The 24378-nt window shown below is 70.9% G+C and carries 23 protein-coding genes; 16 read left to right on the forward strand and 7 right to left on the reverse strand.

Annotation, left to right across the window (positions count from 1 at the left end):
• Positions 1-67 precede the first annotated feature (67 nt).
• The gene (locus tag CLV67_RS33990; protein WP_106325833.1) at positions 68-2035 is read left to right on the forward strand and encodes a right-handed parallel beta-helix repeat-containing protein; all 1968 of its coding nucleotides are present in this window, start codon (positions 68-70) and stop codon (positions 2033-2035) included.
• A 106-nt stretch (positions 2036-2141) separates the two neighbouring features.
• On the forward strand, positions 2142-3128 hold the full coding sequence (locus CLV67_RS33995; RefSeq protein ID WP_106325835.1) for an SEC-C domain-containing protein: 987 nt from the start codon (positions 2142-2144) through the stop codon (positions 3126-3128).
• Positions 3129-3298: 170 nt separating this feature from the next.
• Here the strand turns inward: CLV67_RS33995 and CLV67_RS34000 are convergent, their stop codons facing one another.
• From CLV67_RS34000 to CLV67_RS34010, 3 genes are all read right to left on the reverse strand, one after another.
• Complete coding sequence (locus CLV67_RS34000) at positions 3299-4276, reverse strand: Clp protease N-terminal domain-containing protein (RefSeq protein WP_106325837.1); 978 nt, start codon at positions 4274-4276, stop codon at positions 3299-3301.
• An 85-nt stretch (positions 4277-4361) separates the two neighbouring features.
• The gene (locus CLV67_RS34005; RefSeq protein ID WP_106325839.1) at positions 4362-5702 is read right to left on the reverse strand and encodes a family 43 glycosylhydrolase; all 1341 of its coding nucleotides are present in this window, start codon (positions 5700-5702) and stop codon (positions 4362-4364) included.
• Between the two features lie 51 nt (positions 5703-5753).
• Positions 5754-7382 carry a sensor domain-containing diguanylate cyclase gene (locus CLV67_RS34010; RefSeq protein WP_106325841.1) on the reverse strand — a complete coding sequence of 543 codons (1629 nt, stop codon included), beginning with the start codon at positions 7380-7382 and terminating at the stop codon, positions 5754-5756.
• A gap of 188 nt (positions 7383-7570) precedes the next feature.
• On the opposite strand from CLV67_RS34010, the gene CLV67_RS34015 reads away from it, so the two are divergent.
• Genes CLV67_RS34015 through CLV67_RS34030 form a run of 4 tightly spaced genes read left to right on the forward strand, consistent with a single transcriptional unit; the run spans position 7571 to position 11550 of the window.
• Complete coding sequence (locus CLV67_RS34015) at positions 7571-8563, forward strand: sugar ABC transporter substrate-binding protein (protein ID WP_106325843.1); 993 nt, start codon at positions 7571-7573, stop codon at positions 8561-8563.
• Between the two features lies 1 nt (position 8564).
• Entirely contained in the window at positions 8565-9611 is a 1047-nt protein-coding gene (locus CLV67_RS34020; protein ID WP_106325845.1) for an ABC transporter permease, read from the forward strand.
• Between the two features lie 2 nt (positions 9612-9613).
• Entirely contained in the window at positions 9614-10399 is a 786-nt protein-coding gene (locus CLV67_RS34025) for an ATP-binding cassette domain-containing protein (RefSeq protein ID WP_106325847.1), read from the forward strand.
• On the forward strand, positions 10396-11550 hold the full coding sequence (locus CLV67_RS34030; RefSeq protein ID WP_106325849.1) for a Gfo/Idh/MocA family protein: 1155 nt from the start codon (positions 10396-10398) through the stop codon (positions 11548-11550). The genes CLV67_RS34025 and CLV67_RS34030 overlap by 4 nt, the downstream gene beginning before the upstream one ends.
• Here the strand turns inward: CLV67_RS34030 and CLV67_RS34035 are convergent.
• Positions 11540-11947, reverse strand: coding sequence for an MmcQ/YjbR family DNA-binding protein (locus CLV67_RS34035; RefSeq protein WP_106325851.1), 408 nt, complete (start codon positions 11945-11947; stop codon positions 11540-11542). The two genes, CLV67_RS34030 and CLV67_RS34035, sit on opposite strands and share 11 nt — an antisense overlap.
• A 27-nt stretch (positions 11948-11974) precedes the next feature.
• Positions 11975-12748 (reverse strand): IclR family transcriptional regulator, encoded by a 774-nt coding sequence (locus tag CLV67_RS34040; RefSeq protein ID WP_106326147.1) that lies wholly within the window; start codon positions 12746-12748, stop codon positions 11975-11977.
• An 89-nt stretch (positions 12749-12837) separates the two neighbouring features.
• Between CLV67_RS34040 and CLV67_RS34045 the strand changes: the two genes are divergently transcribed.
• The 6 genes from CLV67_RS34045 (at position 12838) to CLV67_RS34070 (ending at position 18975) form a co-directional block, all read left to right on the forward strand.
• Entirely contained in the window at positions 12838-13542 is a 705-nt protein-coding gene (locus CLV67_RS34045) for a CoA transferase subunit A (RefSeq protein ID WP_106325853.1), read from the forward strand.
• Positions 13523-14290 (forward strand): CoA transferase subunit B, encoded by a 768-nt coding sequence (locus tag CLV67_RS34050; RefSeq protein WP_239166898.1) that lies wholly within the window; start codon positions 13523-13525, stop codon positions 14288-14290. Before CLV67_RS34045 ends, CLV67_RS34050 begins: the two co-directional genes overlap by 20 nt.
• Entirely contained in the window at positions 14287-15447 is a 1161-nt protein-coding gene (locus CLV67_RS34055; RefSeq protein ID WP_106325855.1) for an acetyl-CoA C-acyltransferase, read from the forward strand. The genes CLV67_RS34050 and CLV67_RS34055 overlap by 4 nt, the downstream gene beginning before the upstream one ends.
• A 564-nt stretch (positions 15448-16011) precedes the next feature.
• The gene (locus CLV67_RS34060) at positions 16012-17190 is read left to right on the forward strand and encodes a lycopene cyclase family protein (RefSeq protein ID WP_239166899.1); all 1179 of its coding nucleotides are present in this window, start codon (positions 16012-16014) and stop codon (positions 17188-17190) included.
• Between the two features lie 43 nt (positions 17191-17233).
• Positions 17234-17605, forward strand: coding sequence for a PadR family transcriptional regulator (locus CLV67_RS34065; RefSeq protein WP_106325859.1), 372 nt, complete (start codon positions 17234-17236; stop codon positions 17603-17605).
• The gene (locus CLV67_RS34070; protein ID WP_106325861.1) at positions 17602-18975 is read left to right on the forward strand and encodes a permease prefix domain 1-containing protein; all 1374 of its coding nucleotides are present in this window, start codon (positions 17602-17604) and stop codon (positions 18973-18975) included. The genes CLV67_RS34065 and CLV67_RS34070 overlap by 4 nt, the downstream gene beginning before the upstream one ends.
• A gap of 25 nt (positions 18976-19000) precedes the next feature.
• Here the strand turns inward: CLV67_RS34070 and CLV67_RS34075 are convergent, their stop codons facing one another.
• Complete coding sequence (locus CLV67_RS34075) at positions 19001-19630, reverse strand: TetR/AcrR family transcriptional regulator (RefSeq protein WP_106325863.1); 630 nt, start codon at positions 19628-19630, stop codon at positions 19001-19003.
• 226 nt (positions 19631-19856) lie between these two features.
• Between CLV67_RS34075 and CLV67_RS34080 the strand changes: the two genes are divergently transcribed.
• The 3 genes from CLV67_RS34080 (at position 19857) to CLV67_RS34090 (ending at position 22477) form a co-directional block, all read left to right on the forward strand.
• Complete coding sequence (locus CLV67_RS34080) at positions 19857-20159, forward strand: EthD family reductase (protein ID WP_106325865.1); 303 nt, start codon at positions 19857-19859, stop codon at positions 20157-20159.
• 241 nt (positions 20160-20400) lie between these two features.
• A complete protein-coding gene (locus CLV67_RS34085) occupies positions 20401-20967 on the forward strand; it encodes a hypothetical protein (RefSeq protein WP_106325867.1) in 567 nt (188 codons plus the stop codon).
• Positions 20968-21055: 88 nt separating this feature from the next.
• Entirely contained in the window at positions 21056-22477 is a 1422-nt protein-coding gene (locus CLV67_RS34090) for a dihydrolipoyl dehydrogenase family protein (protein ID WP_106325869.1), read from the forward strand.
• 59 nt (positions 22478-22536) lie between these two features.
• On the opposite strand, the gene CLV67_RS34095 is transcribed toward CLV67_RS34090, so the two are convergent.
• Positions 22537-23418 (reverse strand): LysR family transcriptional regulator, encoded by an 882-nt coding sequence (locus CLV67_RS34095; RefSeq protein WP_106325871.1) that lies wholly within the window; start codon positions 23416-23418, stop codon positions 22537-22539.
• Between the two features lie 102 nt (positions 23419-23520).
• Between CLV67_RS34095 and CLV67_RS34100 the strand changes: the two genes are divergently transcribed.
• Positions 23521-24366 (forward strand): aldo/keto reductase, encoded by an 846-nt coding sequence (locus CLV67_RS34100; protein ID WP_106325873.1) that lies wholly within the window; start codon positions 23521-23523, stop codon positions 24364-24366.
• The last annotated feature ends 12 nt before the right edge of the window (positions 24367-24378 follow it).

The raw sequence follows: 24378 nt of genomic DNA on the forward strand, positions 1-24378 counted from the left end.
CATATTCCGATACGACACCGAAACTTTCGCTCTCGAGAGGTCGAGTGACGACAGAAGGGCACCAGAGATGACTTCGCTGCTCCACGTGGCGACCACCGGATCCGACGACGCCGACGGCTCGGCGGAGCGCCCGTTCCGGACCATCAACCGGGCCGCCGAGCTCGCCCGCCCCGGTGACACCGTGGTCGTGCACGCCGGCGAGTACCGGGAGTGGGTGAAGCCCCGGCGCGGCGGCCTGAGCGACAGCCGCCGGATCACCTACCAGGCCGCCGAGGGCGAACACGTCGTCATCAAGGGCTCCGAGCGCATCACCGGCTGGACACCCGACGAGGGCACGGTGTGGACCGCGACCGTCCCGAACACGCTGTTCGGCGAGTTCAACCCGTTCGCCGAGGAGCTCGCCGGCGACTGGGTGGTCCACGCCGAGAAGGGCCCCCGCAAGCACCTCGGCGACGTCTACCTCAACGGCCTCAGCTTCTACGAGGCCGGCTCCCGCGCCGAGGTCTCCGCTCCCGAGAAGCGGACCGAGGTGATCGACAACTGGACCCGTACCGTCGACCGGGTCCGCAACCCGGAACAGACCCTGCTGGTCTGGTACGCGGAGGTCGGCGCCGAGGCGACCACGATCTGGGCCAACTTCCAGGGCGCTGACCCCAACGCCGAACTGGTCGAGATCAACGTACGCCGGTCGGTGTTCTACCCGCTCGTCCCGCACCTGGACTACATCACCGTCCGCGGCTTCGAGCTCGCCCAGGCCGCCACCCCGTGGACCCCGCCCACCGCCGACCAGCCCGGCCTCATCGGCCCCCACTGGTCCAAGGGCTGGATCATCGAGGACAACGTCATCCACGACGCGAAGTGCTCGGCGATCTCGCTCGGCAAGGAGGCCTCGACCGGCCACAACTACGCCACCGAGCGCGGCGACAAGCCCGGCTACCAGTACCAGCTCGAGTCGGTCTTCTCCGCCCGGCAGATCGGCTGGGACAAGGAGCACATCGGCTCGCACGTCATCCGCCGCAACCACATCTACGACTGCGGGCAGAACGGCATCGTCGGTCACCTCGGCTGCGTGTTCTCCACCATCGAGGACAACCACATCCACCACATCGCGGTCAAACGCGAGTTCTACGGGTACGAGATCGGCGGCATCAAGCTGCACGCGGCGATCGACGTCGAGATCCGGCACAACCGCATCCACGACTGCTCGCTCGGTACCTGGCTGGACTGGCAGACGCAGGGCACCCGGGTGTCGCGCAACGTCTACCACGACAACAGCCGTGACCTGTTCATCGAGGTCAGCCACGGGCCGTTCCTGGTCGAGCACAACGTCCTCGCCTCACCGGCGGCGCTGGAGCTGTGGAGCCAGGGCGGCGCGTTCGTCAACAACCTGCTCCTGGGCACACTGTGGGTCGAGCCGGTGATGGACCGTGCCACCCCGTACCACCGGCCGCACAGCACTCAGGTCGCCGGCTACGCGTTCATCGTCGGCGGCGACGACCGCTGGATCGGCAACGTTTTCATCGGCGGGGACCGCGCGGCCGCGTACGGCGCCATGCCCGAGGGCATGTCGGAGGCGGCCGCCGGCACCCAGGGCTACGACGGCTTCCCGGCGTCGTTCGAGGAGTACCTGCGGCGCATCGAGGAGCAGCCGCCCGGCGACCACCAGCGGTATCTGAACGTCAAGCAGGCCGTCTACGCCCGGCAGAACGTGTACGCGGCGGGCGCCCGCCCGTTCGCCGGCGAGAGCGGCGCGGTGACCCTCGACGGCGTGTCCGCGTCGGTCGTCGCCGAGGGCGACGAGGTCTACCTGGTGGCCGACCTGCCGGCGGGCTTCGACGCCGCCGGTCTCGCGCCGGTCGGCGGCCGTGACCTGGAGCGGGTCCGGTTCGCCGACGCCGAGTTCGAGGAGCGCGACGGCAGCCCCGCGGTCATCAGCACCGACCTGACCGGTGTTGCCAAGGACGCGGGCCGGAGTTACGCGGCGGGCCCGCTCGCCGGCCTCACCGCGGGCAGCCACCGGGTACGCATCTGGTGAACACCGGCGAGGGCTGCCACCGCGACGCCGGAGGCAGCCCTCGCCGGTCGGGCTGAAGTGATCCAGATCAACAGCGGCCCCGCGCGGCCCGCAGTAGCGTGGCGGCGTGTCTTTGAAAGCAGATCTGACGACCGCCGACCTCAACGAGATCCGGCAGACCGCCCTGGGCACGGCCGACCCGCTCGGCGTCGCCGCCGACCTGGGGCGCGCCGCCGAGAACGGCGGTCTCGCCGACCCCCAGGACGCGGGCCTCGCGCTCAGCCTCGCCGCCGAGATCGCGGAGAGCCGTTCGAAACTCGACGCCGCGCAGCGGTATGCCGACGCGGCGGTCTCCGCGTACGGTGACCGCGACGACAGTCAGTCCGCCGCCGCGCGGGCCCTGCGTGCGCGGATCCTGTTCCGGAACGGACGCGCCGACGAGGCGAACGAGATCGTCGAGCCACTGCGTCCGCTGCTCACGCAACAGCCGGACGCGGCCGCCTACGTCACCGCGGCCCTGGTCGTCGGCGGCCGGGCCCGCGACGCGGAGAAGTGGCTGACCGAGGCGGTCCAGGAGGTGGTCGCCGAACGCGGTGTCACCGAGCCGGCCGACGCCGACGACGCCGGTGTGCTGTTCTTCCTGCTGCAGCAGCGGCACCGGCTGCGGCACGCCTTGGGCCTGCAGCACGACACCCACGACAACCTCGCCGAGCGGCTCGAGACGCGGCTCGCCAACGCCGGCGCGCAGTCGGCCGCCGCACCCGCCGCCGACCTGGTGTTCTGGCCGCGGGCGGAGTTCGACCGGCTCGTGAAGCAGACCGACGCCTACGGCGCGACGTGGGACGAGCACCGGGCCCGGCTGGAACAGGAACTGGTTCGCCAGACCGGGGCCGGCCGCACCGGGCTGGCCGTGTTGCCGGGTTCGGTCGACGCGCTGACCGCCCAGGCCGGGATCGGCGGTGACCCGGTGTCGTCCGACAACCGGGCCGCTTACGCCCGCACCCTGGCCACTGGCGCCGCGCGGCTCCCGTGGCCGCCGGAGCGCAACGGCGCCTGCTGGTGCGGTTCCGGCCTGAAGTACAAGAAGTGCTGCCTGCCGCGTTCCCGCGGCTGACGGCCGAAGCCGCCCAGGCCGACCTCCGGCGGAGGCGGGTCCCCACCGGCCCGCCTCCCGCGCAGGTCTGGTGGGAATGCCGCCGCCGGGGCGCCGCCCGAATGCCGCCGGGCGTGGCGCCGCCGGGAGTGGCGTCGCGGGGCAGTCCGCTTGCCGGGCGAACGTCGCGGTCACGCCGCCCGGGCGGTGCCGGCCAGCGCGGATGCCGGCTTCCGCGGATCCCACCCCAGTGCCCGGAGCACACGGCCCGCCCGCGTGCCCGGGTAGCCGGTGATCGCCCGCAGCAGCGCGTCCGTGTCCCGTGGCCAGCCCGGGCCGGCCTTGAGCAGGCTCTTCAGCGGCACCTCGTCATCGCCGGTCTCGGCCGCGACCGCGGCCGCCAGCTCGTCCGGGTCCAGGGCGGCGAGCATGGCCCGGGTGCCGTCGTACAGGCCGGCGGCCCCACTCGCGAGGTGCGGATAGGCCTCGGCGACCTGGAACGTCGACACCATCGCCAGCAGCACGTCGTCGGTGCGGGCCGGGCGCCCCAGACGCTTGGCCATGTCGTCGGCCTCCAGCGACGCCCACAGCACCGGCGCCGCCGCGTAGTCGACGGTCGCCCGCGTCACCACCGACATCAGGAAGTCACGCAGGCCGCGCCCGCGGTACCGCTGCCGGCCGATCAGCCGGTCGCGTACCGGCCGCAGCGCCAGGGGCAGCCGTTCCACGCGAGTCGGCGGCTGCCCGGTCCGCAGCGCCCGCCGTACCGCCTCGACGTCGGCGCCGCAGAACCGCAGCAGGGTGACCGCTCCGGTACCCGGATCGTCGAGGATCGTGGCCAGCAGCTGCCGCGACGTGCGGGTGCCCGAGTGATAGGCCGCGCAGCGCACCAGCGCGGCCCGCACCCCGGCGGTCAGCGGCAGCGTCGCGTGCCCCCGGACGATCGCCGCCACCGGCGGGGCCGGGCCGTCGCCGATCACCCGCTCCCGCAGCACCGTGCGGATCACCACGGGCGTGACGTCGAACGCGTCGAGCAGCGCCGCGACGTCGGGCGCGGCACCGGCCATCCCGGCCAGCAGATGGACGGTGCCGAGCTCGTCGCGGGCCGCGGCCCGGGCGGTGGCGAGAACTGCGGGGAACCGGTCGTCGCCGGTGAACGTGACAGCCATGGAAGAGAATCTAGGGATCGCGGCGGCCCGGCGCGTCTGACCGTGAGCCACACTCGCCTCTAACCAAAGTCATAGGCGCGGCCGGTCAGGCTATGTCGATGGCGTCCAGTTCGGCGTAGTTCGCACCCTTGCCGTACGAGATCGTGTTGGTCCCGGCCCTCAAAGTCACCTCCCGCTCGCTGACCTGCCAGTTGTCCCAGCCGGTGAACGGATAGTCCGCGGTGCCGGCCGCGGTGCCGTTGACGAACACGCTGTGACTCGCCGCGCCCGCGTCGGAGCCGTTGGCGAACCGGGTGTACAGCCGATAGGTGCCGGCCCGCGGCACGTACACGCTGAAGGTGACCCGGCTGTCGTCGAAGTCGATCCCGCCGACGACCACACCGTTGCTCGCCCCGCCCGCGGCGTACCGGGCGTTGGCACGGGTGAAGGCGGCGTCCTCGGCCTCGTAGCGGATCTTCGCGCCGTCGACGATCGGCCGGCTGCCCTGCCAGTCGAGCCGCTGCGAGTACATGGCCCGGTAGCCGAACCCGGCGTTCCAGCCGTGGAACACGATCCGGTCCCGGCCGTCCGGCCCGGTCACCACGTCCTGCCCGCCGGGCCCGCGCACCGTGCCGGCGAACGCGTCGGTGGTCATCAGCGGAGATTCAGCCTTGGTGTACGGGCCACGCAGGCTCGGCGATGTGGCGTAACCGCTCATGTAGCTGCCGTTGCCGAAGAAGTTCGCCGAGTAGAACAGCACGTACGTGCCGCCCCGCTTCCACAGTGTCGGCGCCTCGACGAGCGTGCCCTCGAACGGCTTGTTCTGCTTGATCAGCTGTGTCTCGGCGCCGGTCCGCCGCAGACCGTCCGCGCTGACCTGCTGCAGCCGCAGCCAGGTGTCCTGCGCGCAGCAGTTGCCGTCGTTCTTCCACAGCATGTAGCGGCGGCCGTTCTCGGTGTACGACGACGCGTCGATCGCGCCGCCGATCTCCGGTGTGCACACCAGCGACGTGTCCCGGGGCACGAACGGGCCGCCCGGCGACGTGGCCGTGGCCGCGCCGATGCACTGCTTGCCGGACGCCCGGTCGTGCGCGGTGTACCACATGACGAAGCTGCGCGGCCCGGTCGCGAAGACCTCCGGCGCCCACACGCCCCGGTCACCGGAGCCGCCCGGCGGGAACGTCCAGTCGTCGTCGACCCAGGCGCCCAGCGTCGGCAGCGCGTCGCTCTCCTGCACCGTCCAGCTCACGAGGTCGGTCGAGGTGGCCCACCTGATGTTCCGGCCGTCGCTGTTGGTGGCGTAGGCGTAGTAGGTGCGGCCGACCTTCATGACGTCCGGATCGGCGAAGTTCTGGTCGATGACGGGGCCGGACACCACAGCTGCGGACGGCGCGGTGAGCAGGCCGGCGGCCAGCGCGACGGCGGCTGCCAGGCTGGACAGGAACATGGGATCTCCACTCGGGTCGGCGGAGATCCATCATTTCCCTCCTTCGTGGATCTATGTCAAGAGAAGGCTGTCGATCGTGGATTGGCGGCCGCCGCGGGTCCTCTTCACCGCGTACATGGCGGCGTCGGCGCGGGCCATCAGCTCCTCGGGGTCGTTCTCCCCGTACGCCGACCAGGCGACACCCAGGCTGGCCTGCGGCACCAGCGTGTCACCGGCCACCCGGACCCGCGCTGCGCTCAACGCCGCGAGCAGGTCGGCGCCGATCCGGTCGGCGTGCTCGGGGCCGGCCACATCACGGCAGACCGCCACGAACTCGTCGCCGCCGATCCGGCCGACGATCGCGCCGGGCGGCACCGCTCCGCGCAGGCTGACCGACACCTGGCTCAGCAGAAGGTCGCCGGCCGCGTGCCCGTACCGATCGTTGATGGGCTTGAAGGAATTGAGGTCCAGGAAGATCACCGCCGTGCCGGCGTGCCGGTCCGCGGCACCGAGCGCCTCGTCCAGCGCCGCCATCGTCGCGGCCCGGTTGTGGCATCCGGTCAGCGCGTCGAAGGTGGCCTGCCGCCACAGCCGCTCACGCAGCAGCGCCTCCTCGGTGACATCGGCCAGGCACGCGATGGCCCCGGTGACCGCGCCGGAATCGTCGGTCAGCGCCCGCAGATTCGCCCGGATCCGGCGGGTGCCCGCGCCCGGCTCGCGACGGCCGTACTCCAGGTCGGTGTCCTGCCCGGTGAGCACCCCGGCCAGTGCACCCGCGACCACGGCCCGGTCGGCCGGCTCGACGAGGTCCAGGACCGTCTCGGCGAGCGCGTCACCGATCTGGGCCCTCAGATGCCGCGCGGCCTGTTCGTTGAGGAAGGTGATGCCACCGTCGTGGCCGGCCTGCAGGATGGCCAGGGGGATCGTCTCGGTGAGCCGCCGCATCAGCTGCTCGGCGGCCCGGACCGCCTCCTGTGCGGCCATCTCGTCGGAGATGTCCAGCATCTCGGCGACCACCCGGGGGTTCTCCGGGTCGGCGAGGTAGTTGTGGTTGGTCACCTCGAACCACACGGTGTGCCCGTTGCGGTGAAGGTGACGCAGCCGCACCCGGCGCGCCGACCCGGACGGGGTGCCGATCATGTCCAACCAGCTCGTGATGGCCCGCTCCTGGTCGTCGGGGTGGACGAGCTCGAGGGTGCGCTGGCCGATCAGCTGGGCGGGGGACCAGCCGAGCAGCGGGTCGATCTCGGGGCCGACGTCGGTCACCACCGACGTCGGGTTCTTGACCATCGTGACCATGCGGGGCCGGACGAGTTCGGGGTCCAGGGCCAGTTCCGCCGAGAGACCGGACCCGCTGACGATGCCCAGGTAGACCCCGAACCGGTGGGTGGCGTCGACGAAGTTGATCCGGGCCGGGCGGTCCGGCGCGGCGGTCAGATGAACCGGGCAGCCGGCCGCACCTTCCGCGACGACCTTGATCCAGGTGTCGATGATCAGCCGATGGTCCTCCGTGACGGCCAGGCCGAGCATCGACGACGCACCGTCGATCGGGCGCAGGCCGAGAGCGGCGACCTCCGGGGGCATCGGCACGAACAGGCCGTTCGGCCCGATCGCCGCGATGAAGGCGTCAGGCTCCTTCGCCACCACGGCGGCGAGGACGGCATCCCGGTCCTCTGGTTTCATCATCTGCTGGTCGGCCATGAGCCTTCACATCGGCGCCGCGGCGGCGAGTTGAGCCTTTTCGAGATGACAATCACGGCTGCTTGTCAGGGCCTTCCGAATATTGTCAGGACAAAGTATTGACCTTGGGCACAGTGCGTCACAGGCTGCACTCAACACCACGAAACGAACCCGAAACACATGCCACGGCCTGTTGAGAGAGGACTCTCATGAACCATAGATCTCGTGGGCTGGCGTCGGTGGCCGCCCTTTCCGCCATGATGCTCGCCCTCACCGCCTGCACCAGCGACAACGCGGTCAACGCCGAGAAGACCACCGAGGCCTCCGGCGGCAAGGGTGGGTACGGCTACAAGATCGCCGTGGTCACGCACGGCTCGGCCGGTGACGCGTTCTGGAGCATCGTCAAGAACGGCGTCGAGAAGGCCGGCTCCGACATGGGCGACACCATCTCGTACTCCAGCGACGGTGACCCGCAGAAGCAGGCGCAGCTCATCGACGCCGCCGTGAACCAGAAGGTCGACGGCCTGGTCGTCTCCATGGCGAACCCGGACGCCCTCAAAGCGAGCGTCGAGAAGGCGGTCGCCGCCGGCATCCCGGTGATCACCATCAACTCCGGCGCGGCGCGGTCCTCCGAGTTCGGCGCGCTGACCCACATCGGCCAGGACGAGAAGGTCGCCGGTGAGGCGGTCGGCGCCGAGTTGAAGAAGCAGGGCGTCAAGAAGGGCGTCTGCGTCATCCACGAGGCCGGCAACGTGGGCCTCGAGGAGCGCTGCGCCGCGGTGGCGAGCACGCTGGGCGCACCGATCGAGAACCTCCAGGTCGACATCAACAACCTGCAGTCCTCGCAGTCCACGATCAAGTCCAAGCTGCAGTCCGACTCCGCCGTCGACGGTGTCGTGACGCTCGGCGGACCGGTCGCGGCCGTCGCCTCCGCGGCGATCGGCGAGGCCGGCTCGGCCGCGAAGCTGGCGACCTTCGACCTCAACGCCGACGTCGCCAAGGGCGTCCAGGACGGCAAGATCCTCTTCGCCGTCGACCAGCAGCCCTACCTGCAGGGCTACATGGCCGTCACCATGCTCACCCAGTACAAGTCGAACCTCAACGTCCTCGGCGGCGGCCAGCAGGTGCTGACCGGTCCCGCCCTGGTCACCAAGGACAACGCCGCCCAGGTCGCCGAGCTCGCCGCGGCCGGTACCCGCTGACATGACGACCGGAGTCACCACCGCCGGCCCGGACGAGCGTGTCGCCCGGGCCGGTCTGGCGAAACGCCTGCTGCTCAAGCCCGAACTGGGCGCCCTGCTCGGCGCGATCCTGGTCTTCGTGTTCTTCGCGACCCTCTCCGACGTCTTCCGGTCGGCGAGCGGCGTGGCCAACTGGCTCGACCCGGCGTCCACGCTCGGCATCATGGCCGTAGCGGTCGCGCTGCTGATGATCGGCGGCCACTTCGACCTGTCGGCCGGCGTCCAGACCGGCACCGCGGCGATCACCAGCGGTCTGCTGACCACCTATTACGGCGTCAACACGTGGGCCGCGCTCGCGATCTCGCTGGCACTGTGCCTGGCGATCGGCTTCGTCAACGGCTATCTCGTGGTCCGCACCGGACTGCCGAGCTTCATCATCACGCTGGGCACGTTCCTCATGCTGCAGGGCCTCAACCTGGGCATCACCAAACTCGTCACCAACACCGTCCAGATCAACAACTTCGACAAGATCATCGGGTACGACGTACTGCGCGCGATCTTCGCCAGTGAGATCACGATCGCCGGGGCGGACTTCCAGATCGCGATCCTGTGGTGGGTGGTCGCGACGATCCTGGGCTCGTGGCTGCTGCTGCGCACCCGGTTCGGCAACTGGATCTTCGCGACCGGTGGTGACCCGAACGCGGGCCGCAACGTCGGGGTGCCCGTGGCGCGTACCACGATCTCTCTTTTCATGATCACGTCGTTCGCGGCCTGGTTCGTGGGCACCACCCAGATCGTGCGGCTCACCTCGATCCAGGCCCAGGCCGGCTTCGGTCAGGAGCTCATCTACATCGTCGCCGCGGTGATCGGCGGCTGCCTGCTCACCGGCGGTTTCGGCTCCGCGGTCGGCGCGTCGGTCGGCGCCCTGATCTTCGGCATGACCTCGCAGGGCATCGTCTACGCGGGCTGGGACGCCGACTGGTTCAAGTTCTTCCTCGGCGCGATGCTGCTGCTCGCGGTCCTCGCCAACCAGTACATCCGTCGCTTCGCCGAACAGTCGAGGAGGTAGCGATGACCGATGCTCCACTGCTGGAGATCCGCGACGTCAGTAAGACGTTCGGCAGCGTCATCTCACTGAGCGGCGTCTCCACGACCGTCCACGCCGGCCAGGTGACCTGCGTGCTCGGCGACAACGGCGCCGGCAAGTCGACCCTCATCAAGATCCTGTCCGGAGTGCACCAGCCGGACGGCGGCGAGCTTCTGCTCGACGGCAAGCCGGTCCGGCTCGGCAGCCCTCGCGAGGCGCTCGACGCCGGCATCGCGACCGTCTACCAGGATCTCGCGATGGTGCCGCTGATGGCGATCTGGCGGAACTTCTTCCTCGGCTCCGAGCCGACCAAGGGGTGGGGGCCGTTCCGCCGCTTCGACCGGGCCACCGCCATCGACACCACCCGGCGCGAGCTGCTCGAGATGGGCATCGACATCCGCGACCCGGACCAGCCGGTGGGCACCCTCTCCGGCGGGGAGCGCCAGTCCGTGGCGATCGCCCGGGCCGTGCACTTCGGCGCCCGCCTGCTGATCCTCGACGAGCCGACGTCCGCGCTCGGCGTCAAACAGGCCGGTGTGGTCCTGCGCTACATCGCGCGGGCCCGCGACCGGGGCCTCGGGGTCGTCTTCATCACCCACAACCCGCATCACGCGTACCCGGTGGGGGACCGGTTCCTGCTGCTCAACCGCGGCAAGAGCCTCGGCGACTTCGCCAAGGACGAGCTGTCGCTGCCCGACCTGACCCGCATGATGGCCGGCGGCGCCGAACTCGAGCAGCTGGCTCACGAGCTGGAACGCGACCCGTCATGACCCGGTCCCTCGGAGTCGCGGTCGTCGGGTTCGGGTGGATGGGCCACGCGCACACCCGCGCCTACCTGCGGGCCCGCCATCACTACCCGGACCTGGCGGTCGTCCCGCACCTGGTCACGGTCGCCGACCCGGAACCCGGCCGGGCTTCGTCGGCCGCGGCGCAGTACGGCTTCGCCACGGCCACCACCGACTGGCGCGACCTGCTCACCGATCCGCGGGTCGAGGCGGTCAGCGTCACCGCCCCGAACTTCCTGCACCGCGAGATCGGCGCCGCCGTCGCCGAGTCGGGCCGCCACCTGTGGATCGAGAAGCCGGTCGGCCTGACCGGCGACGACGCCCGCGCGGTGGCCGGCGCCGCCACGCGGGCCGGGGTGCGAAGCACGGTGGGCTTCAACTACCGGGCGGCACCGGCCGTCGCCGAGGCCCGCACCCTGATCGCGGGCGGCGCGATCGGCCGGGTCACCAGCGCCCGGTTCCGGTTCTTCAGCGACTACGCGGCCCACCCCGACGGAGCCCTGTCGTGGCGTTTCACCCGCTCCCACGGCGGCAGTGGCGTCCTCGGCGACCTCGCCTCGCACGCCGTGGACCTGGCCCGGCACCTGCTCGGCGACATCGACAGCCTGGTCGCCGACACGACCACGGTGATCGCCGAGCGGCCCACCGTCACCGGTGCGGCCAGCCACTTCTCCCGCGCCGACGGGCCGCCCGGACCGGTCGAGAACGAGGACCACCTCAACGCGCTGCTGCGGTTCACGAGCGGTGCCCGCGGTGTCCTGGAGGCCAGCCGGGTCGCGGTCGGCGAACAGAACACGTACGGCTTCGAGGTGCACGGCACCACCGGGGCGCTGGCGTGGGACTTCCGCCGGATGGGGGAGCTGTCGGTCAGCACCGGCGCCGACTACCAGTCGCAGAGCTACCGGACGGTGTTCGCCGGGCCGGAGCACGGCGACTTCGGCGCCTTCCAGCCGGGGGCCGGCATCGCGATGAGCTATGACGACACCAAGGTGATCGAGGCGGCCGGTTTCCTGCGTTCCATCGCGGAGGGCAAGCCACACGGGCCGACCCTCGACGACGCGGTCGCCGCCGCGACCATACTGGACGCGATGCTCGACTCGGTACGGACCGGCGCCTGGGTGACGCTCAGCCGCTGACGACGCGGGCGGCGAGGAACCTCGGCGCCATCTCGCAGTAGCTGTCCGTGATTAGCTCGGTGATCTCGGACCAGTCCGTGTGGTCACCGAGGACGGCGGCGGCGACGTTGCCGCCCCAGCCCGCGCGGAAGAACGGGAAACCGCCGGCGAGCAGTCCGTCCAGCTCGCCGGCGGGCACCCGGAACGTCATCACGGTGGCCGGCACGCCCGCGACCCGGTAGCGCGCGTAATGCGGATGGCGGTCCGGGTCCGGCTCGTACACGTGGGCGATCGTCCGCTTGCGGATCCGCCAGCGGACACCGATCCAGGCCGGTTCCTCGTAGGTCTCGGGCAGTTCCCGGACGATCGGCCGCAGCCGGTCGAGGATCTCCGGGGGCACGTCTCCAGGGCCGGACATGCGCCGACCCTAGCGCCTTGCGCGCGCTCAGGCGCGCCCGCGGCGGACGATCCGCTGGGTCAGTGCGTGCGCGGCCTCCAGCAGCAGAGCGCCCAGCTGCGCCGTGCGCTCACCGTTGAACCGCGACTCCACACCGGTCAGGCTCAGCGCCCACGCAGGTGTTCCGGCCCGGTCGAACACCACGGCACCGACACCCCAGCTGCCCGGCACGACGAGCCCCGGGTTGACCGCGTACCCGCGTTTGCGGGTGGCCGCCACCCGCCGGGACAGCGCCGTGACCTCGTGCTGCCCACCGTAGGCCGCGGCCAGCTCGGCGCTCCGCGAGCGGACGTATCCCTCGGCGTCCTCCAGCGGCAGGTACGCCAGGATCGCCAGCCCCGCCGACGCCACCCCGAGCGGGAACCGGATGCCCTCGTGCAGCACATGCGACCGCAGCGGGAAACTGCCCTCCTCACCGGCCAGGCACACCGTCTCGTCACCGCGCCGGGCCGAGAAGAAGGCGCTCTCCCCGGTCCGGACAGCCAGCGACCGCAGAATGTCCCGGGCCGTCGACGTCACGTCGTACCGCTCCGCCGCGACCGAACCGAGCAGGAACAGCTCCGGCCCGAGGAACCAGCGGCCCCGCCGGGCGTCCCGGTCGACGAACCCCTCCCCGGCCAGTGCGGCCAGCACCCGCTGCGCCGTCGACCGGGGCAGACCGGTGGCCGCCGCCACCTCCGCCGTCGTGACCCCCTCGGCCGCGCCCGAACCGACCCTGCGCAGCACGGCCGCCATCCGGGTGACCAACTGCGTACCCTGCATGCTCACATTATGAGCACAGAGTGCCCATACCGGCCGCAGAGTGATCAATCGACGGGCGTACGGCCATGATGTGCCTAACCTGCCCGGCCATGAGCAAACTCGTCGACAGCGCGGCGGAAGCCGTCGCGGCCGTCGCCCGGGACGGCATGACCGTGGCCGTCGGCGGCTTCGGCCTCTCCGGCATACCCGCCTCACTGATCACCGCCCTGCGCGACACCGGCGTCCGCGACCTCACCATCGTCAGCAACAACATGGGCGTCGACGGCAAAGGCCTCGGCCTGCTCCTGGAGAACCACCAGGTCAGCAAGGTCCTGGCCTCCTACGTCGGCGAGAACAGACTGTTCGCCAGGCAATACCTCGACGGTGAACTCGACGTCGAGTTCGTCCCCCAGGGCACCCTCGCCGAGCGCCTGCGCGCCGGCGGCGCCGGCATCCCCGCCTTCTACACCCCGACCGGCGCCGGCACACCCGTCGCCGACGGCAAACCCGAAGAGCTCTTCGACGGAGTGCGTACGATCCTCGAGCGCGGCATCGTCGCGGACCTGGCCCTCGTGCGCGCCCATCGCGCCGACCTCGCCGGCAACCTCCGCTACCGGCTCACCGCTCGCAACTTCAACCCCCTCGTCGCGACCGCCGGCCGGATCACCGTCGCCGAGGCCGAGATCGTCGAGGACGGCCACCTCCACCCCGACGACATCCACACGCCGGGCATCCACGTGCACCACCTGGTGCGTACCGAGATCCACGACAAGGACATCGAGCAGAGGACGGTGCGTGCCCGTGTGGACGCGTGACGAGATGGCCGCCATCGCGGCCGCCGAGCTGACCGACGGCCAGTACGTCAACCTCGGCATCGGCATCCCCACCCTGGTCGCCAACCACCTGCCCGCGGGCGTACAGGTGACCCTGCAGAGCGAGAACGGCATCCTCGGCATGGGCCCGTTCCCGTACGAGGGCGACGAGGACGCCGACCTCATCAACGCCGGCAAGCAGACCGTCACCCTGCTGCCCGGAGCCTCGGTCTTCGACTCGGCCACCTCGTTCGGCATGATCCGCGGCGGCCACGTACAGACCGCCGTCCTCGGCGCCCTGCAGGTAGCGGCCAACGGCGACCTGGCGAACTGGACCATCCCCGGCAAGCTGGTCAAGGGCATGGGCGGCGCCATGGACCTGGTGGCCGGCACCCCACGGGTCATCGTCGTCACCGAGCACGTGGCCAAGGACGGCACCCCCAAGGTCGTAGCCGAGTGCACCCTGCCCCTGACCGGCGCCGGAGTGGCCGACCGCATCATCACCGACCGCGCCGTCTTCGACGTGACCCCCGACGGCCTGATCCTGCGCCGCCTGGCCGAAGACCAGACCGTCGAAACCCTCCGGGCCGTGACCGGCGCCCCCTTCACCGTCGACCCCGCCCTCACGCCTCACCCCACTCAAGCCGGGTCCTCTTCTTCGGCCGTGTCCTCGTCTTCGGCCGCTGTGTCGGGTTCGTCGGTCGGCACCGCTTCCTCGGTCGGGTCCGCTCTTTCGGAGGTGCCGGCATGAGCGTCGTCATCGCGGGCTACGCCCGGACCCCGTTCCTGCGCTTCACCGGCGGCTTCGCGAAGACCACCGCGGTCGAGCTCGGCGCGCATGCCGCCCGCGCGGCGCTCGTCCGGGCCGGAGTCCCGGCCGCCGCGGTGCAGCGCGTCCATGCCGGACAGGTGCTACAGGCACTGGCCGGTCAGAACCCCGCCAGGCAGGCCGCCGCCGCGGCGGGCATCCCGCTCGAGGTTCCGGCCACCACGATCAACGCGGTCTGCCTGTCCGGCCTCGAAGCCGTCACCACCGGCGCCGCCCTGATCGAGTCCGGCCGGGCCACCATCGTCGTGGCGCTCGGCATGGAGTCCATGTCCCTCGCCCCGCATGCGCTGCGGGGAAGCCGAACCGGCACGAAGTACGGCGCGATCGGCATGCTCGACACCCTCGAACACGACGGACTCACCGACGCCTTCGAGAACCGTTCGATGGGCGCGTCCACCGAGGCCGGCAACACCGACCTGAAGATCGACCGCACCCGGCAGGACGCCTGGGCGGCCCGCTCCCATCAGGCCGCGACCGACTCCCGGGCATTCCTGACCGCCGAGATCGAACCGTTCAAGGTCCGGGACAGGCTCCACGACGCCGACGACGGCATCCGCGCCGACACCAGTGTGGACACCCTCGCCGCACTGCGCCCGGCATTCGCCACCGACGGCACGATCACCGCCGGCAACTCCTCACCGATCACCGACGGCGCCGCCGCCCTGGTCCTGATGAGCGAAACCGAAGCCGCGGCACACGGTGCGACCCCGCTGGCCCGGATCCTGTCCTCGGCGATGGTCGCGGGCCCCGACGTGCGCCTGCACGTTCAGCCCGCCAACGCCGTACACGCCGCCCTGCAACCTCTCGGCCTGCAACCCTCCGCCCTGGCCCGCATCGAGATCAACGAGGCCTTCGCCTCCGTGGCGGTCGCCTCGGTCGACGCCCTCGCCGTCGACCCCACCGTCGTCAACGTCCACGGCGGCGCCATCGCCCTCGGCCACCCGATCGGCGCCTCCGGCGCCCGCATCGCCGGAACTCTGGCCCGCCAGCTGCACCAACTCGGCGCCGGCGCCTTGGGCGCGGCAGCAATCTGCGGCGGAGGAGGCCAGGGCTCCGCCCTGATCCTCCAGGCACTCTGACACCCGCCGCCCGCCGTCCGCCGCCCGCCGCCCGCCGCCCGCCACCTGCCGCCCGCCGCCCGCCATCCGTCGATCTTGTGAGGTTAGGCCGTCAGCGCAGCCGGAACCTCGCAAGATCGTCCGCCGTCCGCCGTCCGCCGTCCGCCATCCGTCGATCTTGTGAGGTTTGGCCGTCAGCGCAGCCGGAACTTCACAAGATCGTCCGCTGTCCGCCTCCAATCGCCCCGTTGTTCTGTCGCCGCGTCGTTCGCCGCCCCTTGCATGCGTGGGCATGCAAGTCGCGGGTGAACGACCGCCATGCGTGGTGTGTTCGTGGTCGTGGTTGCGGCTGGAGCGGGCGGGCGCGGTATTACAAGACAGAACGTTCTGTCTAACCGGAGGGGGACCGTGCCGGGCGGCGCTCCGTGCGTGGTGAGGTGTGGCTTGCGGGTGGGCGTAGGTCACCACGCAGGCCCGGACGGCGCAGGGCGAGGCGAGGATCTGACCGCTGATCGTCGACGCGCCGAAGCAAAGCGCCCGGCAGATCAGAGCGGCGAAACGCCGGCGGGGTGGCAGGCTTGGCCGGTGATCGATGTTGACCTTGTGCTGGTGGGCGGCGGTGGGGCGGCCTCGCTGGTGCTGGCCGCGATGGACCGTGAAGGGGTTTCCGGCCTGCGGGTGGCGGTGGTCGACCCGGTGCACAAGCGGGGACAGGACCGGACCTGGGCGTTCTGGGGTGAGCCGGGCGGCTTCCTCGACCCGCTGCTCAGCGCGGCCTGGGACGCCGTCGACGTGGTCACGGCCGATGGGCGGCGGACGCTGGCGTTGCATCCTCTGCGGTACGCGATGTTGCGCTCCGCACCTCTCTATGAGCTTGCCGGCGCGGCCGAGCAGCGGCTGGGCGCCGTCCGGATCACCGCGCCGGCGGGAGCCGTGGAGGACGACGGTGAGCGGGTGGTGGTGTCCGGGCCGGACGGTGAACCCCTGGTCCGCGCGGGGTGGGTGCTCGACTCCCGGCCGAGGAGACCGGTACGCGCCGGCCGTACCGCATGGTTGCAGCATTTCCGGGGTTGGTGGCTGGAGGCCGATCGGCCGACGTTCGACGCGGGGAGTGCGGTCCTGATGGACTTCCGGACCCCGCAGCCGCGTCGTGGTGTCGCGTTCGGCTATGTGCTGCCGGTCAGTGAGCGGTTCGCGCTGGTCGAGTACACCGAGTTCTCGCCGGCCGTGCTCACCGGCGACGCCTACGACACGGCCCTGCGTGACTATTGTGCGCTGCTCGGCCTGGACCTGGGCGCGCTGGTGGTGCGGGAGGTGGAGGACGGTGTCATCCCGATGACCGACGGCGTGTTCGAGGCCCGGCCGTCGCCGCGGGTGGTGCGGCTGGGCACGGCCGGGGGAGCGACGCGGCCGTCGACCGGGTTCACGTTCACCGCGATGGCCCGGCAGGCGGGCCGCATCGGGCGGGAGCTCGCCGCCGGCCGGGCGCCGCTGCCGGGACCGGCCTATCCGGCGCGGCACCGCTGGATGGACGCGGTGCAGCTGCGTGCGCTCGACAAGGGACTGGTCGACGGGGTGGCGTTCTTCGGGCGGCTCTTCGACCGGAACCCGCCGGAGCGGGTGCTGCGGTTCCTCGACGGGACGACGTCCTGGCGCGAGGATCTGGCGCTCATGTCGACCAGTCCACTGACGCCGATGATGCGGGCCGCGGTGGGCGACGCGTTCGAACGTACGACCAAGGCTGTTGAATCTCCCTTTACCTAGAACTACTATGCATCGATCTTCTAGGTATTCAAGGAGGTTGCCCGTGCGGGTGACCAAGGATCTCGTGGCCGCCTCGGCCACGCCCATCGTGCTCGGCATCCTCGCCGAGGGCGAGAGTTACGGCTACGCCATCCTGCGCCGCATCAGCGACCTGTCCGGCGGCGAGCTGGACTGGACCGAAGGGTTCCTGTATCCACTGCTCCACCGGCTGGAACGCCACGGCCACGTCGAGTCGAGCTGGCAGGCGGTCGCGGGGGAGCGCCGGCGCAAGTACTACCGGATCACCCGTCAGGGCCTCGCGGAACTGGCCGAACAGCAGCGTCAGTGGCAGACCGTCGTCGACGCCCTCAAGCAGGTCTGGCCCAGCATCGGCGACATCCGGCCGCTGTTCAACCCGCTGGAGGGCACGGCGTGACGATCACCAACGGCGAGGACGAACTTCAAGACCAATTCAACCAATGGCGAGCGTACGTCCGGCGCCGCCCCGAACTCGTCGCGTCCGATGCCGAGGAACTCGAGGATCACCTGCGCGGCTCGGTCGACGAACTCGTCGCTCTCGGACTGAACGCCGACGAGGCCTTCCTCATCGCGGTCAAGCGCATGGGCGGCCTCGACGACCTGTCCCGCGAGTTCGCCCGCGAGCACTCCGAGCGGCTGTGGAAGCAGCTCATGCTGACCGGCGAGCCCGGTGACGAGGCGAAGACCAGCCGTTCCCGCCGCGATCTGGTCGCCATGCTCGTGTGCGCGGCCGGCGCCGCGATCTCGATCAAGGTGCCCGAACTGTTCGGCAAGCGCTACGACGACAGCGGCATGTTCTACGCCCTCAACATGACCCTGTTCGCGCTGCCGTGGCTCGCCGGGTTCCTGGCCTGGCGGCGACAGGCGGGACCGCGGTGGTACGGGGTGCTGGCGGCGCTGTTCGTGGTCGGCGCCGTCGTGGCGAACGCCTATCCGATGAGCGAGGACTCGAAGTCGGTCGGTGTCGTCGCGACCCACCTGCCGCTCGCGTTGTGGCTCGTGGTCGGCCTGGCCTACGTCTCCGACGACCTGCGCTCGTCCCGTCGGCGGATGGACTTCATCCGCTTCAGCGGAGAGTGGTTCGTCTACCTCGTACTCATAGGTCTCGGTGGGTCGGTGTTGATCGCCTTCCTCTACGGGATCTTCAACGCCATCGACGTGTATCCCGACGAGTTCATCTGGAACTGGCTCACACCGTGCGGGCTGGTCGCCTCGATGGTCGTCGGCGGCTGGCTGGTCGAGGCGAAACAGGGCGTCATCGAGAACATCGCGCCGGTGCTGACCCGGCTGTTCACGCCGCTGTTCACCCTGGCGCTGCTCGCCTTCCTGGTCACCATCGGCTGGAACGGCAGCGGCATCGAGGTGAACCGCCAGACGCTGGTGCTGTTCGACATGCTGCTCGTGGTGGTCCTCGGCCTGATGCTGTACTCGCTGTCGGCCCGCGACCCGCAGGCGCCGCGCGGACCTTTCGACGTGCTCCAGCTCGCGCTCGTGGTCAGCGCCCTGGTCATCGACGCGCTGGTGCTGTACACGATGACCGGCCGCATCGCCGAGTACGGCACCACGCCGAACAACGTGGCGGCCCTCGGCGAGAACATCGTCCTGCTGGCCAACCTCACCTGGTCGGCGTGGTTGCTGTTGCTGTTCGTCCGGCGGCGCGGCGGATTCGCGGCCATCGAACGCTGGCAGACCGCCTACCTGCCGGTGTACGCCGCCTGGCTGTGGGCCGTCGTCCTGATCCTGCCGCCGGTCTTCGGCTATCGCTAGATCCGCTGTTTTCCGGTCACCGCTTCTACCGCCCTTCCTGTGCCGGGCCCGCCGCGACCGTGGCGGGCCCGCGCTCGCCGTGGATCCGGACGAGTCCCTCGATCCCGCGCAGGAACGTCTCGGCCACCACCTTGGCGTTCGACAGGCAGCCGGCCGCCATGGCGCCGTCGCGCAGCATCACGAAGTGACGTGCCGCGGCGTCCGCTGAATCCGGCGCGACCTGGGTGAACAGGTTCGTGAGCGTGTCCAGGAACCACTGCCGGTGCGCGATCAGCTGCCGATGCGCCGGGTGACCGGCGTTCGGATACTCGGCGGCCGCGTTCAGGAAGGCGCAACCCCGGAAGCCCGGAGACTGGATGTTGCGGCCGATCGCCCCGGCGACGGCCAGGAGGGCGTCGGCGGGCTTCGGGTTGGCGGCGATGACGGCGTGCAGGGCGCCGCGTTCCATCTCATGGATCTCACCGAGGTACGCGACGATGAGGTCTTCCTTGCTGGGGAAGTGCCGGTAGAACGTGGCCCGGGTCACCTTTGCGTCAGCGATGATGCGGTCCACGCCGATCGCGTGGAGGCCCTCGTTGTAGAAGATGCCGGTCGCCGTGCTCAGCAGCCGGGACCGTGCCTCGGAGGAGCGGGTATCGGTTTCGCCGCGCGTCATGCGGCCACCTTAGCGGGTGTCATGCGGCCACCCTAGCGGACAGAACGTTCGTTCTACCAGTGCGCCCATCGTCTTGCGAATACGCTGTTGAGCGATGATTTGTGCTCACTCTAAGAGGTAGAACGTTCTGTCTACTGAGAGAAAGAACGTTCTGTCTTGACGAGGCGGGTGCGGTGGCTCTAGCTTTTGCCGAGACAGAACGTTCGTTCTACCTAGGGAGCCGGCCATGCCGACCAAGATCACGCTGATCATCGACAACCCCGCCGACCCGGACGGCTTCGAGAAGGTCTACGCCGGCATCCGTACGGCCGCCGAGAAGTTCCCGAAGCTGCAGCGCCTGGAATCGGCGAAGGTGTGGCCCAAGGAGGACGGCACCGCCACGCCCGCTCACCGCACTCTGGACCTCTACTTCGACACCTACGACGACGCGTCGGCGGCGGTGACGACGCAGGCCGCCGCTGAACTCTTCAGTGCCCTGGTGGGAAGCGGTGTCCCATTCAAGGGCCTCTTCTCCGACATCGAGCCCTGAGCCGCTTCTCCGGCATCGAGCCCCGAGTCGCGCGCATCGCCCTCATCGCTCCGCCCGCGTCGCCGTTCATCGCTCCGCTCTCATCGCTCCGCCCGCGTCGCCGCCTCATCGCTCCGCCCGCGTCGCCGCCTCGTCGCTTCGCCCTGAACGTTCCTCCCTCATCGCTCCGCCCCGCATCGCCGCTTTCCGTTCGCATCGGTAGACAGAACGTTCTGTCTACCCGGAGAAAGGGTCACCTGCCATGAGCACCACCACTGTCTCTCCCGTCATCTCGCAGACGGCGTCCGCGCTGCGGCGGCTCTACTTCGTCCGGGCCGCGTTCGCCGTCGTGTGGGCCGCCCTGACGATGGCCGTCGCCGGGGAGCTCAACCTGATCACCGCGGTGCTGTTCGTGATCTACCCGCTGTTCGACGTCGGTGCCGCCGTCTACGACCTGCGTTCCTCGCGAAGCGGCACCTCCCCGGCCCTTCTGTACGTCAACATCGCCGTAAGCACGATCACCGCCATCGGCCTGGCCGTGGCCGCAGCGTCCGGCATTCCGGCGATGCTGGTGGTCTGGGGTGCGTGGGCGGTGGTGGCCGGTGTGGTTCAGCTGATCGTGGGCGTCAACCGCAGGCGGATGGGCGGCCAGTGGCCGATGATCTTCAGCGGTGGCCTGTCGGTGCTCGCCGGCGGTTCGTTCATCGCGTCGGCCGGTGCCGTGGACCCCTCGCTCGCCAACGCGGCCGGCTACGCCATCCCGGGGGCGATCTTCTTCCTGATCTCCGCCATCCGCCTCGGCCGCGCCGCGAAGGGCGGCCGGGCATGAGCGCGACCACCGTCCGGGTTGTGAACGAAGAAGTGCGCACGAACGAGACCGGCCACCCGTCCCAGTCGTACCGCGAAGGGAATCGAGCATGAGCGACAACACGTACGACGTCATCGTCATCGGAGCCGGGCCCGTCGGGGAGAACGTCGCCGACCGCGTGGTTCAGGGCGGGCTGACCGCGGCCATCGTCGAGCGGGAACTGGTCGGGGGTGAGTGCTCCTACTGGGCGTGCATGCCGACCAAGGCGTTGCTGCGCAGTGCCTCGGCGTTACGGGCGGCCCGGCAGCTGCCCGGAGCCCGCGAAGCGGTCACCGGTGACCTGGACGCCGCCGCCGTGCTGGGACGCCGGGACTCGTTCGCCTCGAACTGGCGGGACGACGGGCAGGTGTCGTGGCTCGAGTCGGCCGGTATCGCGCTGCACCGTGGACAGGGGCGGATCAGCTCGGCGCGGGTGGTCGACGTCACCGGCGCCGACGGTGTCACCACACGGCTGACCGCCCGGCACGCGGTGGTCGTCGCGACCGGGACCGGTGCGCTGATCCCGGACATCGACGGGCTGCGGGAGTCGGCGCCGTGGACCAGCCGGGAGGCGGCGTCGGCGAAGTCGGTGCCGGGGCGGCTCGTGGTCATCGGCGCGGGTGTGGTCGGTGCCGAGATGGCGACGGCGTTCGCGGCCCTCGGGTCCACGGTGACGGTCCTGGCCCGCGACGGCGTGCTGCCGCAGGCGGAACCGTTCGCGGGGGAGCTGGTCACCGAGTCGTTGCGGGATGCGGGTGTGACGGTCCGGACCGGAGCCGAAGCGGTGTCGGTGAAACGTGACGACGCCGGGGCGGTGCACGTCACGCTGGCCGGCGGCGAGGTGATCGAGGCCGACGAGGTGCTGGTGGCGATCGGTCGTACGCCCCACACGCGCGACCTCGGCCTCGAGAACATCGGACTGACGCCGGGGGACTGGCTCACCGTCGACGACGCCCTGCGTGTCACCGCGGCCGGGGACTGGCTGTATGCCGCGGGCGACGTCAACCGCCGCGTCCTCCTCACCCATCAGGGCAAATACCAGGCCCGGGCACTCGGGGACGCGATCGTGGCCCGCGCGAAGGGCGAGCCCGTGGACACCGGTGCATGGGGGCGGCACGCGGTGACGGCGGACGAGCGCGCCGTACCGCAGGTGGTCTTCACCGACCCGGAGATCGCCTCGGTCGGCCTGACCGCCGCCGCGGCCGGGGCCGCCGGGCTGAACATCCGGGTCGTCGACTACGACCTCGGCTCGGTGGCGGGGTCGTCCCTGCACGCCGACGGCTACCGGGGACGCGCCCGGATGGTCGTCGACGAGGACCGGCGGGTGATCGTCGGCGTCACCCTGGCCGGACCGGACGTCGCCGAGCTTCTGCACGCCGCGACGATCGCCGTCGCCGGGGAGGTGCCGCTGGACCGGCTCTGGCACGCCGTTCCGGCGTTCCCCACGATGAGCGAGATCTGGCTGCGGCTGCTCGAGACGTACGGGCGCTGAGGTCTTCCGGGCGGGAGGCCCGGCGGCGCGAGAGGATGCGGCGTCGGGCCCGGACCAGGTCAGATCTTGGGAAGCGCGAGGCGCAGCAGCGCCTCGGTGGCCGGGCCGGGCGGCGTCGCGGCGGGCAGGGCGACCGCCACACGCCAGTCCGGGACCGGGCCGGTGACCGGGGCGGCGTGCAGGCCCTTCGCCTGCGGCTTGCGGGTCACCGGGGCCGGCACCAGGGCAACCCCGAGATCCTGGTGTACGAAGTCGAGCAGCGTGTGCACGTCGTTGACCTCGACCGCCACCCGGCGTTCGGCACCGGCCCGGGCGAACGCCAGGTCGTTGACACGCCGGGCGCCCCAGTCGGCGCTGAAGTCGACGAACTCCTCGGTGGCCAGGTCCTCGACGGCGACAGTGTCGCTGTCGGCGAGGGTGTGCGCCGGGTGGCAGAGCAGCATCATCTTCTCGGCGGCGACCGGCAGCAGGCGCACGCCGTCGGGTGCCGGGCCGGGCAGGGCGACGAACGCGGCCTGCAGCACGCCGAGCCGGATCTGTTCGACCAGATGGCCGGAGCCGGCGTAGCCGAGCCGCACCTCGACGCCGGGGTGCGCCCGCCGGAACGACGCCACCAGCGGCGCCATGTCGATCGCGCCGAGGCATTGCTCGGCGCCGATGGCGAGGCTGCCGCGCAGCAGGCCGCGGACGGCGGCGACGGCGTCGCGGGCGGCCGCCGCACTGGCCAGGGTGCGGTGCGCCTCGGTGAGCAGGGCCCGGCCGGCGTCGGTCAGCTCGACCCGGCGGGTGTGCCGGATGAACAGGTCGGCGTCGAGCTCCCGCTCCAGGGCCCGGATCGACGCGGACAGCCCGGACTGGGCCACCCGCATCCGGTGGGCCGCGCGGGTGAAGTGCCGCTCCTCGGCGACCGCCACGAAGTACTCGAGATGCCGCAGTTCCACGATTGAGCACCCTAGCCGCTTAATCCGAGCGGTTTCTTCTGTTGGACGCCGCCGGATCGGGGATACCAGGGTGGTACACGTATCCATCCTCAGGAGGAACCAATGCAGAGCCGACGCATCGGTGACGTACGGGTCAGCGCGATCGGACTCGGCGGCATGCCCATGTCGATCGAGGGACGCCCGGACGAGGACCGCTCGATCCGTACCATCCACGCCGCCCTGGACGCCGGGATCACCCTGATCGACACCGCGGACGCCTACCACATCGGCGCGGACGAGGCCGGGCACAACGAGTCGCTGATCGCCCGCGCGCTGGCCGCCTACGGCGGTGACACCTCCGGCGTGCTGGTCGCCACCAAGGGCGGCCACCTGCGGCCCGGCGACGGCAGCTGGACCGTCGACGGCTCGCCCGACTACCTCAAGCAGGCCTGCGAGGCCTCACTGAAGCGGCTCGGCGTCGACGCCATCGGCCTCTACCAGCACCACCGGCCCGATCCGCGGGTGCCGTACGCGGACTCGATCGGCGCGATCCGCGACCTGCTGGACGCCGGGAAGATCCGGCTGGCCGGCATCTCCAACGCGAACCCGCAGCAGATCCGCGAGGCGCAGGAGATCCTTGGTGGGCGACTGGTGTCGGTGCAGAACCAGTTCTCGCCCGAGTTCCGGTCCTCGGAACCCGAGCTGGAGCTCTGCACCGAGCTGGGCATCGCCTTCCTGCCCTGGTCGCCGCTGGGTGGCATTCAGGCGGCCGGCTCGCTGGGCGGCTCCTTCGCCCGCGTCGCCGGGAGGTACGGCGTGAGCCCGCAGCGCGTCTGTCTGGCCTGGCACCTGGCCAAGTCGCCGGTGTCGATCCCGATCCCCGGTGCGAGCCGCCCGGAGACGATCACCGACTCGGCCGCCGCCGACACGCTCGAACTGACCGCCGAGGACCTGGCCGAACTCCCGTAAGAAGGTAACGAC

The organism is Actinoplanes italicus (assembly GCF_003001815.1).
Taxonomy (GTDB): Bacteria; Actinomycetota; Actinomycetes; order Mycobacteriales; family Micromonosporaceae; genus Actinoplanes; species Actinoplanes italicus.